Source organism: Streptomyces sp. PH9007, from assembly GCF_059813725.1.
The window spans coordinates 1,551,740-1,565,772 of sequence record NZ_CM187440.1 but is presented as its reverse complement, the minus strand read 5'-3'; the positions used below and the strand labels follow the sequence as shown (position 1 = coordinate 1,565,772).

Here is a 14,033-nt window from a genome sequence, read left to right as displayed (position 1 = left end):
ATGCAAATGGAGGTGCCATGACTCCCGAGTCCCCCGGGGAACCCGCGCCCGGACTCTCGCCCGACGAGCTGCTCGCCGTGCTGCCCCGGATCACCCGGCTCAGCTCCGCGTTCAACAAGGGCTGGCTCGTCGATCGTGCCGTGAAGGCTGCCGGTCCGTCCCTGGACCGCCCCGCCGTGGGGGTGCTGGTGTCCCTGCTCGCGGCCGGGGAGCCCTTGCGCATCGGGGAGATCGCCGACCGCATGCAGGTCGTGGGCCCGCACGTCACCCGTCAGGTCCAGGCCCTGGAGAAGCGCCGCCTCGTGCGGCGCATCGCCGACCCCCTCGACCGCCGCGCGAGCCTCATCGAGCCGACGGAGACGGGTAACGAGGCCGCCCGCCGCTATGTCGCCTCGGTGCTCGGCTGGTTGGCCGAGGTCCTCGCCGACTGGCCCCGGCAGGACCGCGATGACCTCCTCCGCCTTCTCGCCCGCTTCGCCGACGACGTGTTGGCCCGGCTGGCGCTGCCGGAGGAGGGGGAGCAGACGTAGAGCGCGGCGTGCTCGGCGCTGCCGCCGGCTCGTCGGGCTCTGCCCGTCGCCGTCCTGGGCGCCACGGCGGACGTGGGTCCTCGACGGGAAAGCCCGAAGGCCGGGCGCGAGGTGCGCCCGGCCTTCCGGGGTGGGGCGGGTGGGACTCGAACCCACGGCCGACGGATTATGAGTCCGTTGCTCTAACCGGCTGAGCTACCGCCCCATGAACGGCGAGCCGCGCACACATGTGCGCGCCGTCTGCCGCAGCATAGCTGCTCATACGATCTCCCGCCCGGACTGGGGCGGTTGTACGGAGGCTACGACGGCGGTCACGGGTTGATCGGTTCCCGGTCAGCGGGCAGTGATGCATGGAGAACGCCGAAGGGCCCCTGAACGGGGCCCTTCGAGTGATGCTCCCCCGACTGGACTCGAACCAGTAACCTGCCGGTTAACAGCCGGCTGCTCTGCCAATTGAGCTACAGGGGACTGCGCCGCTCGGGTCTGCCTCCCGTTGTTCTGCGGAAGCATTCCCTCGCTGCGGGCAATACATTAGCGCATGTGAGGCGGTGCTTCGAAATCGGTAAGCGGGGCGCCCATAAGTACGACGGACAGTCCGTACGAGAAAGGACGCATCCCCATGCGCAAGCTCATCTTCGTCGCAGGTGCGGCGGTCGGCTACGTGCTCGGTGCCCGGGCCGGGCGCGAGCGGTATGACCAGCTGGCGGACGCCGCCCGGCGGTTCTGCGACCGGCCCGCCGTGCGCAACGGCATGGACACCGCCAACCAGACCGGGCGTCAGGCGGCGGCGATGGCGGCCGGCGCCGTCGTGGACCGGGCCGGCGACAAGCTGCCCGACCCGGTCGTGGAGAAGCTGCGCGAGGTGCGCCGCTCCGGAGCCGCGGAGGACGAGGTCGCCTGAGCGGGGGCGCCCGGCCTCCCACCGCCACCCGGCCGCCGCCTCTTGCCGGGGAAGGGCCCGGCTCGGTACCGTGCTGTTCGACATTCCGGCATCTGACCGGCATGCCGAACAGTGAGCGAGCGGAGGCCGCGGTCATGGGGCGTCGCGTACCGGCGGTCAGCCGTGCGTTGGACATATTGGAGCTGTTCCTCGACGGGGACGGCACGCTCTCCGCGCCCGAGATCACCCGCAGGCTCCAGCTCCCGCGCACCACCGTCCACGAGCTGGTCACCACACTGGCCGCACGCTCCTATCTCGTCCCGGTCCCCGAGCAGCCGGGCCGCTACCGCCTCGGCGTGCGCACGTACCAGCTCGGCAGCCGCTACGCCGAGCAGCTCGATCTCGCCGCCGAGGGCCAGCAGGTCGCCCGCGCCATCGCCGAGACCTGCGGGGAGACCGTGCACGTCGCCGTCCTGGAGGACGCCGACGTCATCTACATCGCCAAGGTCGACAGCACCCACGCCGTACGGATGGTCTCCGCCACCGGCCGCCGGCTGCCCGCGCACTGCACGGCCGTCGGCAAGATGCTGCTCTCCACCCTGCCGCCCGAGGACCTGGCCGCCCGGCTGCCCGACCGGCTCACCGCCATGACCCCCAACTCCCTCACCTCCCCCGAGGAGCTGCGCGCCGAGCTGGCGCGGGTGCGGGAGCGGGGCATCGCCTACGAACAGCGCGAGTCCAACCCCGATGTGAGCTGTGTGGCCGCCCCCGTGCGGGACCGGGCCGGCCGGGTGGTGGCGGCGCTGTCCGTCTCGGTGCCGATGATCCGCTGGAGCGAGGAACGGCAGCGGGAGCTGGCGGAGCTGGCCGCGCGCGGCGCGGCCGATCTGTCCGAACGGCTCGGGCACCACACCGGCAACCGGGACTGACCGCACACTTCAGGGAGAGGGTTCGCGTGGCACAGCACCTTGGGCAGGGACTCGACGTCGCGATACGGGCGCGGGCGGAGCTGGGCGAGGGCCCGACCTGGGATCCGGCGGCCGGGCGGCTGATCTGGGTGGACATTCTGGGCTCCCGCGTCCACTCCCACGACCCGGCGGGCGGCACGGACACCGTTCTGCCGGTCGAGCAGCACGTCGGCGCGGCCAAGCCGCGGGCCGGCGGCGGCCTGGTGGTCAATCTGCGGGACGGCATCGGCCTGTACGAGGCGGACGGCACCGGCTTCCGCTGGCTGCACCGCGAGGTCGTGCCGGGCCGCCGCGCCAACGACGCGGCGGTCGCGCCCGACGGCTCGCTGTGGGCCGGCAGCATGCGCTACGACCAGGCCCCCGGCGGCGGCACGCTCGTCCGGGTGGACGCGGACGGCACCGTGCACACCCTCCTCCCCGAGGTCACCGTGAGCAACGGCCTGGGCTGGAGCCCGGACGGCGGCCGGGTGTACTACGTCGACAGCCCCACCAAGCGGATCGACGTCCTCACCTTCTCCGACGACGGCGAGGTGCGCCGGGTCCCGCTGGTGGACACCAGCGCGATGCCGGGCGACCCGGACGGGCTGACGGTGGACGCCGACGGCTGTGTGTGGGTGGCGTTCTGGGGCGGCGGGGCGGTACTGCGCTACACCCCGGCGGGCGAACTCGACCGTACGGTCCCGGTGCCGGTCTCGCAGCCCACCGCGTGCGCGTTCGGCGGCGCGGACCTGACGGACCTGTACATCACCACCGCCGCCACCGGCACCGATCCGGCGGCCGAGCCGCTGGCGGGTTCGGTGCTGGTGCTGCCGGGCGCGGGCCGCGGGCTGCCGCAGCCGGCGTTCGCGGGCTGACCCGGAGCCGCAGCCCGATCCGGAGCCGGAGCGCTCCCGCTGGTGCGGAATGTCCCTGCCGGGGGGAAGGTTGACGAGGGAGTCGCGGTGCGCACCGTGCCGCGGCGCTCCCGAGCCGTCCCCCACCCGGAGGTTCTCCGTGTCCCTGCCGAGCACCGCTCTCGCCTGGCATCTGGTCGCCCGCCCGCATGGTGTCCCCGCCCCCTCGGACTTCGCGCTGCGCGAGGTCCCGCTGGAGGCGCCGGGTCCGGGCCGGCTGCTGGTCCGCAATGTCTACCTGTCCGTCGACCCCTACATGCGCGGCCGGATGAACGACGTGCCCTCGTACGTGCCGCCCTACCGGCTGGAGGAGCCGATGGAGGGCGGCGCGGTCGGCGAGGTACTGGCGGTGGGGGAGGGCGTCACCGGGTTCGCGCCCGGCGACCATGTGCTGCACGGCCTGGGCTGGCGTTCCCACGCGGTGGTGGACGCGGCGCGGGCCGGGCGGGTCTCCGAGCGTGAGGCCCCGCTCAGCACCTATCTGGGGGTGCTGGGGATGACCGGCCTGACCGCGTACGCCGGGCTGGTGGCGGTGGCCCGGCTGACGGAGGGCGACACGGTCTTCGTCTCCGGCGCGGCGGGCGCGGTGGGCAGCGAAGTGGGGCAGCTGGCCCGGCTGCTGGGCGCTGGCCGGGTGGTCGGCAGCGCCGGCTCGGCGGAGAAGGTGCGCTGGCTGACGGAGGACCTGGGGTTCGACGCGGCGTTCAACTACAAGGACCCGGCGCCGGTCACCGAGCAGCTGCGGCAGGCGGCGCCGGACGGCATCGACGTCTACTTCGACAATGTGGGCGGGGAGCACCTGGAGGCGGCGATCGACGCCTTCCACGTCCACGGCCGGGCGGTGATCTGCGGAATGATCTCGCTCTACAACGCCACCGAGCCGCCGGCCGCGCCGCGCAACCTGAGCCAGGTCATCGGCAAGCGGCTGCGGATCGAGGGGATGCTGGTGGGCGATCACCAGGGTCTGCGCGAGCGTTTCGTCGAGCAGGCGGGCGCGTGGGTGCGGTCGGGTGAGCTGAAATACGAGGAGACCGTGGTGGACGGCGTCGAGCACACGCTGGACGCGTTCCTGGGGATGCTGCGCGGCGAGAACACCGGGAAGATGCTGGTGCGCCTGTAGGCGCGCGGGGGCTCCGTGAGGCAGCCCAGGCGGTAGCCGGGGTGGTGCCACGGGACGCGGCTGAGGTCACCGTTCAGTGATGCGAGTGGGCTGCCCTGCGGGTGAGCGCGTCGCACGGCCGCCGGACGGCGAGCAGGGGCGTACCGACCCTCGGCCACCCGCCGGCGGGGCCGGAGCCCGGGCGCGACGCCGATGGCGTTGCGCCCGGGCTCCGTTGTGTGCGGCCGTGAGGGAAATTCTGGCTTCTTGTGTCCGGGCGGTTGACCCTGTGCGGCGGCGGCTCTACGTTGCGGTGCACGTTCGCATATCCGATCGCTGTTCGGTATATCGACCACTGCCTCCCTGGGGGATGAGAGCCGCCGATGTCCCAACACTCCCTTCCACCAAATGGGTTCACCCGTCGCCGGCTGCTGGCCGGTGCCGCAGGGGCGGGCGGCACGGCCGCGCTGGGTGCGCTCGCCACCGGCTGCGCCGCCCCGGCCTCCCTCGGCGGGGACGGTGAACGCGTGCGGTTCTGGAACCTCTTCGACGGCGGCGACGGCGCCAACATGCGGGCCATGCTGGACGGCTTCCGCGCCGAGCACCCCGGCATCACCGTCGACGACGTCACCCTGGCCTGGGGCGCCCCGTACTACACCAAGCTCGCCATGGCCGGCGCCGGCGGGCGCGCGCCCGAACTCGGCGTCGTCCACCTCGGCCGGCTGCCCGGCTTCGCCCCCGGCCGGCTGCTCGACCCCATCGACACCACGCTGCTGGCCGGACACGGCGTACGACGCGAGGACTTCAACCCCCTGCTGTGGGACGCGGCGACCATCGACGGCGAGCTGTACGGGCTGCCCCTGGACGTCTTCGCCTTCGTCCACTTCTACAACCGCCCGGTGTGCGAGGCGGCCGGACTCCTCGCCCCGGACGGCGACCTGGCACCGCTGCGCGGCGAGAGCGCCTTCATCGACGCGCTGGACGCGGTGCGCGAGGTCACCGGCGCCTCACCGCTGGGCTGGAACGCCCTGCAACCCGTCGAGTGCTGGTGGGCGTTCCTGTCCCTCTACACCCAGCTGGACGGCGCCCTGCTCACCCCCGACAGCACCGGCACGGCTCTGGAGGACGACAAGGCCGAGGCCGTACTCGCCTTCCTCGCCCGCCTGGTGGCCGAGGAGTACGCCATCCCCGGCCAGGACCTGGTTGGTTACCTCGTCAACGGCGGCGGCTTCGTCTGGTTCGGCAACTGGCTGGTCATCAACTTCCAGGACGCCGGAATGGACTTCGGCGTCACCCCGTTCCCCACCATCCTCGGCGACACCCCGGCCGGACAGGCCGACGGCCACACCCTGGTGCTGCCGCACCAGGACAACCGGGGTGGCCCCGCCCACGAGAACGCCCATCTGCTGATGGCCTGGCTGGTGCGCCACAGCATCGACTGGGCCGCCGCCAGCCACGTCCCCGCCTACCTCCCCGTGCTCCAGGATCCCGGCTACCTCGCCATGCGCCCGCAGTCCGAGTACCGCGCGGCCATGGACCAGGCCGCCTTCGACCCGCCCGCCTGGTTCGCCGGCACCCAGTCCGCGCTGCAGAACGACGTTGGCAACGCCATCTCCGCCGCCGCCATGGGCTTCACCACCCCCGCCCAGGGCGTCCGGGCAATCCGCGCGGCGCTCGGCAAACTGCTCGCCACCCGCGACCCCTTCGGCGGACGGAGCGCGGCGTGAGCACCATCGCCGACCCGGCACGGCGCGGTTCGCGCGGCGGGATCTTCCAGCACGGCGCCTGGTTCGTCGCCCCGTTCCTGGCGCTGTACGCGCTGTTCCTGCTCTGGCCACTGGCCTCCGGCTTCTGGTACAGCCTCAACGAGACCAACCTGGCCGGGATCGACACCCGCTTCATCGGCCTCGACAACTACCGCGAGGCATTCCGCGACGCAGCGGTGTGGGACTCCCTGGGCAACACCCTCAAGTTCACCGTCATGATCACCCCGCTGATCGTGCTCGCGGCACTCGGCCTCGCCCTCCTCGCCCACCACATCAAACGCGGCAAGTGGTTCTGGCGGCTGGCGTTCTTCGCCCCGTTCCTGCTGCCCTCGGCCGTCGTCGCCCAGCTGTGGAAGTGGCTGTACGAACCGGACTTCGGGCTGCTGAACAACACCCTGGACCACCGGGTGCCCTGGCTGATCGACGCCGATTGGGCGATGTTCTCCCTCGTGCTCACCACCCTGTGGTGGACGGTGGGCTTCAGCTTCCTGCTCTACCTGGCGGCCCTCCAGGCCATCCCCGCGCACCTGTACGAGGCCGCCGCGCTGGACGGCGCGGGACCGTTCCAGCGGATGTGGCACATCACCGTCCCGCTGCTGCGCAACATCACCGGCCTCATCGTCATCCTCCAACTGCTGGCCTCGCTCCAGGTCTTCGACCAGATCTTCCTGATGACCGCCGGCGGCCCCAACAACGCGACGCGGCCCGTCGTCCAGTACGTCATCGAACAGGGCTTCACCAGCTACCGCATCGGCTACGCGTCGGCGATCTCGTACATCGTCTTCGTCCTCATCGTCACCGTCACGCTGCTGCGGATGTGGCTGCTGCGCACCCGGGGGGAGAAGGTCCAGTGAGCACCGACACGACAGCGAGCACCGCGCCGCCGGCGAGCGCCGGCCGGGCGGCGGACACCGCGGGCACCGGCGGCACCCTGCGCGTCCGGGCGCGCCGCAACGCGGGACAGATCGCCCTCACCGTCGTCGCGAGCCTGCTGGCGGCGCTGTGGCTGGTGCCCTTCGGCTGGGCCCTGTCCACCTCCCTCAAACCGGAGGGCGACACCCAGAAACTGCCGCTCGCGTGGATCCAGTCCAACATGAGCGTGGACGCCTACCGCAAGGTGCTCGGCGAGGGCGACATCCCGGCCTGGCTGCTCAACTCGGTGATCGTCTCCACTGGCGTCACCGTCCTCACCCTCACCGTGTGCGCGCTCGCGGCCTACGGCTTCGCACGCACCGAATTCCGCTTCCGCAAGGCGCTGTTCGGGCTGATCCTGGCCGGTATCATGGTGCCCGGAACGGTCATCACCGCCCCGCAGTTCGCCAACATCAGGGCCCTGGGGATGGTGGACACCTACTGGGGCGTCATCCTGCCGCAGGTCGCCGCGCCCGCGATGCTGTACATCCTCTACAAGTTCTTCCAGGCGGTGCCGCCGGAGCTGGAGGAGGCCGCGACCATCGACGGCGCCGGCCGCTGGCGGATCTTCTTCCGGATCGTGCTGCCGCTGTCCCGCCCGGTGCTGGCGGCCGTGGCGATCTTCACCTTCATCGCCTCCTGGAACAACTTCCTGTGGCCCTACCTGGCCACCACCGACCCCGATCTCGCGACCCTGCCGGTCGGGCTCGCCACCATCCAGTCCAGCTTCGGGATCCGCTGGGCCCAGCTGATGGCGATGTCCCTGCTGGCCGCGCTGCCGCTGCTGATCGTCTTCGTCTTCTTCCAGCGGCAGATCGTCCGCGGTGTCGCGCACACCGGCATCGCGGGCCAGTGACCGCGCACCCCCCGCTCACCCCCACCCGAGGAGCCGCATCCGCCATGAGAAGGACACTCCACCGCCTGCTGACGTTAGTCACCGCCGCCGCCCTGGCGGCCGCCCTGCCGGCCGGCACCGCGTCGGCCGCCGAGTACCCCGACCCGTACCCCGCCGCCGGGGAGACCCAACTGCACGACCCGACCATGATCCGGCTCGCCGACGGCCGGTACGTCGCGTACGGCTCGCACCGCGACGTCGACGCCCACGTCTCCACCGACATGGTCAACTGGACCCGGCAGGGCGGCGCGTTCGCCCCGCAGAACGTTCCGTCCTGGTGGGACCGCTACACCACGCAGGACCGCCCCTGGGCCCCGGACATCTCCTACGCGAACGGCCAGTACTGGCTGTACTACGCCGTCTCCACCTTCGGCTCCCAGAACTCCGCCATCGGCCTGGCCACCTCCCCCACCGGCGCGCCCGGCACCTTCACCGACCGGGGCATCGTGCTCTCCAGCGCCACCGGCGACCGGTACAACGCCATCGACCCGGCCGTGCTGTGGGACGGCGGCCGGCTGTGGATGACGTTCGGCTCGTACTGGACCGGCATCCACATGGTCGAGCTGAACCCGGCGACCGGGCTGCGCAGCGGCAACCCGCCCATCACCCACCTCGCCACCCGGCCGGACGCCCCGTACGCGGTGGAGGCGGGCCAGGTCGTCAAGCGCGGCAACTGGTACTACCTGTTCGCCTCCTACGACGCCTGCTGCGCCGGGCTCGACTCCACGTACAAGATCCGGGTGGGCAGGTCCTCCGCGCCGACCGGGCCGTTCACGGACAGCACCGGCCGCTCGATGCTGAACGGCGGCGGGGATCTGCTGCTGGGCAACAGCGGCCGGTACCTGGGCCCGGGCGGGCAGCACGTGCTGCTCGGTGACGGCGGGCGCGACCTGCTCGTGTACCACTACTACGACACCCAGCGCGGCGGCGAGCCGCATCTGGCGATCAGCCGCCTGGGCTGGACGGCGGCGGGCTGGCCGGTGGTCGTGCCGACCAGCGGCTGACGCGGCCGGGGGAGGAGCCGGCGCAGCGGACGGGACCCCGTTGACGCCGGCTCCATCCCGCCTTAGATTTTCTTTTTGTTCGAAGCTGCGACCGATGTACGAAATAACGAACACCATCGAACAACACCGTTCAGTCAGTCAGGGACCCGCATGAGTGCTCAGCAGACGACCGCCCGTTTCACCCTCGACCCCGCCTTCGCCGTCTCCGAGGTGGACCCGCGGCTCTTCGGCTCCTTCGTGGAGCACCTGGGACGCTGCGTCTACACCGGCATCTACGAGCCCGGGCACCCCGCCGCCGACGCCGCCGGACTGCGCACCGACGTCCTGGACCTGGTCCGGGAACTGGGCGTCACCGCCATCCGCTACCCCGGCGGCAACTTCGTCTCCGGCTACAAGTGGGAGGACAGCGTCGGCCCCAAAGAGGACCGGCCGCGCCGTCTGGACCTGGCCTGGCGCTCCACCGAGTCCAACCAGTTCGGGCTCAGCGAGTTCATCGACTTCGTCCGCAAGGTCGGCGGCACCCCGATGATGGCCGTCAACCTGGGCACGCGCGGGGTCGCGGAGGCTCTGGAGCTCCAGGAGTACGCCAACCACCCCGCCGGCACCGCCCTGTCCGACCTGCGCGCCGCGCACGGCGACAAGGACCCGTTCGACATCAAGCTGTGGTGCCTGGGCAACGAGATGGACGGCCCCTGGCAGACCGGCCACAAGACGGCCGAGGAGTACGGGCGGCTGGCCGCCGAGACGGCGCGCGCCATGCGGCAGATCGACCCGGACGTGGAACTCGTCGCCTGCGGCAGCTCCAACTCCTCGATGGACACCTTCGCGCAGTGGGAGGCCACCGTCCTGGAGCACGCCTACGAGCTGGTGGACCACGTCTCGCTGCACGCCTACTACGAGGAGCGGAACGGGGACCGCGACTCCTTCCTGGCCTCGGCCGTGGACACCGAGTCCTTCATCGAGAAGATCGTCGCCACCTGCGACCACGTGGGCGCCAAGCTGAAGTCGAAGAAGAAGCTGAGCCTCTCCTTCGACGAGTGGAACGTCTGGTACATGAACCCCGAGGCGCCGGCCCACACCGACCCGCCGCAGGAGGACTGGGCCGAGGCGCCGCGCCTGCTGGAGAACCACTACAGCGTGGTGGACGCCGTCGTCTTCGGCTCGCTGCTCATCGCGCTGCTGCGGCACGCGGACCGGGTGAAGGTCGCCTGTCTGGCGCAGCTGGTCAACGTCATCGCCCCGATCCTGGCCGAGCCGGGCGGCCCGGCGTGGAAGCAGACCACCTACTTCCCCTTCGCGGCGGCCTCGAAGTACGGGCGCGGCACGGTGCTCGACGTGCGCCCGGAGTCCCCGACGTACGAGACCGAGCAGTTCGGCACGGTCGACCTGCTGCACACCACGGCCGTCAAGAACGACGAGACCGGCGAGGTCACGATCTTCGCCGTCAACCGCAGCCAGACCCGGGCGCTGCCGCTGGAGGCGGTGCTGCACGGCCTGGACCTGACCCGGGTCGTGGAGCACTCGGTGCTCTCGGACGAGGACCCCGACGCGCGCAACACCCTGGAGAACACCGAGCGGGTCGCCCCGCACGCGGCCACCGGCACGACACTCACCGACGGCACCCTGAGCGCCACCCTGGAGCCGCTGTCGTGGAACGTCATCCGGCTCGCGTGACCCCGTAACCGCCGGTACGCACCCCCACCGACCGGGACCGCCGCCGCCCGCCCATCCCCGGGCGCCGGCGGTCCCACCCAGCGGGCTCCGGGCTCACTTCCCGGTGCAGATGGGGCAGTTCTCCTTCTTGCGTTTGCCGTCGTAGTGCACCCACACCCACCCCTGGCCCCCGCACGATCCACAGTCAGCCATGGTGCGTATCCCCTCTCGCGGTGAGGATGTCCGTCGCCGGGAAGGCGGGATCATCCAGCCATACGTACTGTCGCTCCCGGGTGAGCCGCAGGCCCATCCGGTCCGGCCCCGGGCAGCCCCGGTCGGTCCACGCGGCGTGCACGTGCTCCGCCTCGTCCCACAGATCGCGCGGCCCGCTCTGGGTGACCTCGCCCGCCCGTACCGTGGCGCGGGAGGCGCCACCGGCCAGTACCAGCTCCCCGTCCCGGCCCTCCCAGGGCAGATCGCCGAGGAGGACGTCGAACAGCAGCTGCAGCCCGGGCGCCGGATCGAGCAGCGGCGCCGGATCGCGGTCCAGCGCGCGCGTCCGGGACGGCCCCGGGTCGCCGGCCGGCGCGCCCGGCCCCGTCCCGCGCTGGGAGCGCAGCGGCATGAACGCGCAGTCCTCGTGGAAGGTCCCGAGCGCCTCACCGTCCGCGCCGACCACCAGCCGCAGCAGCCGCATCACGGGCGCGTAGGGCAGCACGATGACGCCGCCGGGGCGGGTCTGCTCGATCCAGCCGTACGGGATCTCCCGCACCCCGGCGGTGATGTGCAGCCGGTCGAAGGGCCCGTGCTCCGGTGCCCCCGCGGTGCCGTCGCCGACCACCAGCCGCGGCACCGCTCCCGCCGCGCGCAGATTGCGCTCGGCGACGGCCGCCAGCGTGGCGTCGATCTCGACGGTCGTCACCCGCCCGGGGTCTCCGGTGAGGTCCGCGAGCAGCGCGGCGGTCCAGCCGGTGCCGGTCCCCACCTCCAGCACCCGGTCGCCGGGCTCGGGCGCGAGGTGCCGCAGAAAGGCGGTGATCAGCAGTGGGCTGGACGCCGAGCAGGTGGGCGCGAAGGTACGGGCGGCGTTGTGCGGCGTCAGCTCGGTCGCCCCGTCGTCCAGTTGGGTGAAGACCACGGTGTCGGAGCACACCGCCGTCCACCACTGGTCCGGATCCCGATCCCGGTCGATCCAGTACCCGTCCCCCGCCGCGGGCCTGGCCCAGGCCGCGGTCGGAATGAACGCGTGCCGGGGCACCCGGATCAGCGCGTCGGCGAGCGGTCCCATGGGCACGGTCGAACCTCTTCGGGTGGGGGCGGCGATTCCGGCCAACAGCCCTACCCATCCCATATGCCGTGCAAGCCGCAGGTGGGGGAGGAGCGCGCGGAACGGGACAAAGGCATATGCGGCGCGGTGCGGGCCCGGCGGGCCCCACGCCGGCGCCCGGGCCACCGCGGCCCCGCCCGGCACCCGCGCCTACCGGCCCGTCGTCACCAGCCCCGCCTCGTACGCGGTGATCACCAGGTGCACCCGGTCCCGGGCGTCGAGCTTCGTGAACAGCCGGGCCACATGCGCCTTCGCCGTGGCCGCGCTGATGGTCAGTTCGGCGGCGATCTCCGCGTTGGTCAGGCCCCGGCCGACCAGGGTCAGCACCTCGCGCTCCCGTTCGGTCACACTGCCCGGCAACGGCCGCCCGGCACCGGGCCGTACCGCCGGTCTGGCCGCGAACTCCGCGATCAGCCGCCGGGTGACGCCCGGCGCGATCAGCGCCTCGCCGCCCGCCACCACCCGCACCGCCGTCAGGATGTCGTCCAGCGCCATGTCCTTGACCAGAAAGCCACTGGCCCCGGCCCGCAGCGCGCCGTAGACGTGCGCGTCCTCGTCGAAGGTGGTGAGGATCAGCACCCGGGGCGCGCCCTCGCCGCCCGCCGTGATGACCCGGGTGGCCGCGATGCCGTCCATGCCGGGCATCCGGATGTCCATCACCACCACATCGGGGCGAAGTTCGGCCGCCAGCGCGACCGCCTCCGCGCCGGTCCCGGCCTCGCCCACCACGTCCAGCCCGGCCGTGTCGGCGATCAGCACCCGCAGCCCGGACCGGATGAGCGGCTGGTCGTCGGCCAGCAGCACCCGCACGCTCACCGGACCGCCGCCACCGGCGCCGGAACCGGCAGCGTCGCCGCCACCCGGTAGCCGCCCCCGGGGCGGGCCCCGGCCGTCAGCGAGCCGCCCAGCAGCGCCGCCCGCTCCCGCATCCCGACGATCCCGTACCCGGCGGCCCGCCCGTCGCCCGGCCCGCGCCCCTCGTCGGTGATCTCCACCGACAGGTCCGCCTCGCCGAGGCCGACCGTCACCCGGCAGCGGTCGGTGTGCGCGTGCCGCACCACATTGGTGAGCGCCTCCTGCACGATCCGGAACGCCGACAGCTCGATGTCGCCGGGCAGCGGGCGGGGTTCGCCGAGCCGGCGCACCTCCACCCGTACCCCGGCGGCCCCCGCCGTGGCGACCAGCCGGTCCAGGTCCGCCAGGCCCGGGGCGGGCTCCAGCGCGACGGGGCGGCGCAGCGTGCCCAGCATCCGGCGCAGCCCGGACAGCGTCTCGCGGCTGGTGGCCTCGATGGCGCCCAGTGCCCTGCGGGCCTCGGCGGGCTGGGTGTCGATGACCCGGCCGCCCATCCCGGCCTGGAACGCGATGATCCCCACGCTGTGCGCCACCATGTCGTGCAGCTCGCGGGCGATCCGCAGCCGCTCGGCGGTGACCGCGGCCTCGGCGGCCCGGGTCCGCAGCGCCTCCTCGTGCAGCTGACTCTGCCGGATGGAGTTCCCGATCAGCCACGCGACGACGGTCGTCAGCACGACGGTTGCCGCGGTGGAGACCTCCACCGGCATCCCCAGCAGCGAGCGGGTCAGCGCGTACCCGATCAGTACGCCCAGCGCCATCGCGCCGGCGGCGGCCGAGGTACGGCGCGGGCGGGTCGCCGCGATGTAGCACAGCGCCACGATCACCGGCAGGAACTGCAGCAGCGGGATGTCCTTCACCGAGATGCCCGTGGTGGTGACGACGGTGCCGGTCAGCAGCAGGGCGAGCGCGAGCAGGGTACGCCGGGTCAGCAGGCCGGCCGCCGCGACCAGGGCCCCCGCGACGGTCAGCATCGGCCAGCCGGTCATCCGGGAGCGGGGGCCGCCGAACACGAAGTGCCAGGGGTCCATCATCCGGGTGTCCATCACCAGCGTGTACACGGTGACCGCGAGCCAGAGCAGCACCAGCCACAGCCCGGGCGGGACCCGCCGCAACAGCGAGGGCGGGGCCGGGGGACCGGGGGTGGTGTGCATGACGCCGATCGTAGGACGCGGGAGCGGGCCCGGCCATTGGCCGACGGGCGTACGCCCACGGGCCCATGGCCGGGCGCCGGTTGCGGCCACCGGGCCGATG

General features: G+C 72.6%; 13 protein-coding genes and 2 tRNA genes. 10 read left to right on the top strand and 5 right to left on the bottom strand.

Annotated elements, in window-relative coordinates:
- The first annotated feature begins 17 nt into the window (after nucleotides 1–17).
- Nucleotides 18–530, top strand: coding sequence for a MarR family winged helix-turn-helix transcriptional regulator (locus ACTFAP_RS07085; RefSeq protein ID WP_500468510.1), 513 nt, complete (start codon nucleotides 18–20; stop codon nucleotides 528–530).
- Nucleotides 531–661: 131 nt separating this feature from the next.
- Here ACTFAP_RS07085 and ACTFAP_RS07080 read toward each other — a convergent pair.
- Nucleotides 662–735, bottom strand: a tRNA-Ile gene (locus tag ACTFAP_RS07080).
- A gap of 190 nt (nucleotides 736–925) precedes the next feature.
- Nucleotides 926–998, bottom strand: a tRNA-Asn gene (locus tag ACTFAP_RS07075).
- Nucleotides 999–1,149: 151 nt separating this feature from the next.
- On the opposite strand from ACTFAP_RS07075, the gene ACTFAP_RS07070 reads away from it, so the two are divergent.
- From ACTFAP_RS07070 to arfA, 9 genes are all read left to right on the top strand, one after another.
- Nucleotides 1,150–1,431 (top strand): hypothetical protein, encoded by a 282-nt coding sequence (locus ACTFAP_RS07070; RefSeq protein WP_495683879.1) that lies wholly within the window; start codon nucleotides 1,150–1,152, stop codon nucleotides 1,429–1,431.
- Nucleotides 1,432–1,565: 134 nt separating this feature from the next.
- Nucleotides 1,566–2,339, top strand: coding sequence for an IclR family transcriptional regulator (locus tag ACTFAP_RS07065; RefSeq protein ID WP_390116574.1), 774 nt, complete (start codon nucleotides 1,566–1,568; stop codon nucleotides 2,337–2,339).
- A 26-nt stretch (nucleotides 2,340–2,365) separates the two neighbouring features.
- Nucleotides 2,366–3,232: an SMP-30/gluconolactonase/LRE family protein gene (locus tag ACTFAP_RS07060; RefSeq protein WP_500468509.1), complete on the top strand. Its 867-nt coding sequence runs from the start codon at nucleotides 2,366–2,368 to the stop codon at nucleotides 3,230–3,232.
- A 139-nt stretch (nucleotides 3,233–3,371) separates the two neighbouring features.
- Nucleotides 3,372–4,391: a zinc-binding dehydrogenase gene (locus ACTFAP_RS07055; protein WP_495683877.1), complete on the top strand. Its 1,020-nt coding sequence runs from the start codon at nucleotides 3,372–3,374 to the stop codon at nucleotides 4,389–4,391.
- 362 nt (nucleotides 4,392–4,753) lie between these two features.
- Nucleotides 4,754–6,097: an extracellular solute-binding protein gene (locus ACTFAP_RS07050; RefSeq protein ID WP_500468508.1), complete on the top strand. Its 1,344-nt coding sequence runs from the start codon at nucleotides 4,754–4,756 to the stop codon at nucleotides 6,095–6,097.
- Nucleotides 6,094–6,990, top strand: coding sequence for a carbohydrate ABC transporter permease (locus tag ACTFAP_RS07045; RefSeq protein ID WP_500468507.1), 897 nt, complete (start codon nucleotides 6,094–6,096; stop codon nucleotides 6,988–6,990). The genes ACTFAP_RS07050 and ACTFAP_RS07045 overlap by 4 nt, the downstream gene beginning before the upstream one ends.
- Complete coding sequence (locus tag ACTFAP_RS07040; protein ID WP_495683874.1) at nucleotides 6,987–7,904, top strand: ABC transporter permease subunit; 918 nt, start codon at nucleotides 6,987–6,989, stop codon at nucleotides 7,902–7,904. The genes ACTFAP_RS07045 and ACTFAP_RS07040 overlap by 4 nt, the downstream gene beginning before the upstream one ends.
- Nucleotides 7,905–7,948: 44 nt before the next feature.
- A complete protein-coding gene (locus ACTFAP_RS07035) occupies nucleotides 7,949–8,947 on the top strand; it encodes an arabinan endo-1,5-alpha-L-arabinosidase (protein ID WP_500468506.1) in 999 nt (332 codons plus the stop codon).
- 150 nt (nucleotides 8,948–9,097) lie between these two features.
- Entirely contained in the window at nucleotides 9,098–10,621 is a 1,524-nt protein-coding gene (arfA, locus tag ACTFAP_RS07030) for an arabinosylfuranosidase ArfA (protein WP_500468505.1), read from the top strand.
- A 184-nt stretch (nucleotides 10,622–10,805) separates the two neighbouring features.
- Here the strand turns inward: arfA and ACTFAP_RS07025 are convergent, their stop codons facing one another.
- From ACTFAP_RS07025 to ACTFAP_RS07015, 3 genes are all read right to left on the bottom strand, one after another.
- Nucleotides 10,806–11,888 (bottom strand): protein-L-isoaspartate O-methyltransferase family protein, encoded by a 1,083-nt coding sequence (locus ACTFAP_RS07025; RefSeq protein ID WP_500469422.1) that lies wholly within the window; start codon nucleotides 11,886–11,888, stop codon nucleotides 10,806–10,808.
- A gap of 189 nt (nucleotides 11,889–12,077) precedes the next feature.
- Nucleotides 12,078–12,743 (bottom strand): response regulator, encoded by a 666-nt coding sequence (locus ACTFAP_RS07020; protein ID WP_500468504.1) that lies wholly within the window; start codon nucleotides 12,741–12,743, stop codon nucleotides 12,078–12,080.
- A complete protein-coding gene (locus ACTFAP_RS07015; RefSeq protein WP_500468503.1) occupies nucleotides 12,740–13,933 on the bottom strand; it encodes a sensor histidine kinase in 1,194 nt (397 codons plus the stop codon). Before ACTFAP_RS07015 ends, ACTFAP_RS07020 begins: the two co-directional genes overlap by 4 nt.
- Between the last annotated feature and the right edge of the window lie 100 nt (nucleotides 13,934–14,033).

Coding starts and splice junctions, on each gene's coding strand:
- ACTFAP_RS07085 (WP_500468510.1), top strand. CDS start 18: ATGACTCCCGAGTCCCCCGGGGAACCCGCGCCCGGACTCTCGCCCGAC.
- ACTFAP_RS07070 (WP_495683879.1), top strand. CDS start 1,150: ATGCGCAAGCTCATCTTCGTCGCAGGTGCGGCGGTCGGCTACGTGCTC.
- ACTFAP_RS07065 (WP_390116574.1), top strand. CDS start 1,566: ATGGGGCGTCGCGTACCGGCGGTCAGCCGTGCGTTGGACATATTGGAG.
- ACTFAP_RS07050 (WP_500468508.1), top strand. CDS start 4,754: ATGTCCCAACACTCCCTTCCACCAAATGGGTTCACCCGTCGCCGGCTG.
- ACTFAP_RS07035 (WP_500468506.1), top strand. CDS start 7,949: ATGAGAAGGACACTCCACCGCCTGCTGACGTTAGTCACCGCCGCCGCC.
- arfA (WP_500468505.1), top strand. CDS start 9,098: ATGAGTGCTCAGCAGACGACCGCCCGTTTCACCCTCGACCCCGCCTTC.
- ACTFAP_RS07025 (WP_500469422.1), bottom strand. CDS start 11,888: ATGGGACCGCTCGCCGACGCGCTGATCCGGGTGCCCCGGCACGCGTTC.
- ACTFAP_RS07015 (WP_500468503.1), bottom strand. CDS start 13,933: ATGCACACCACCCCCGGTCCCCCGGCCCCGCCCTCGCTGTTGCGGCGG.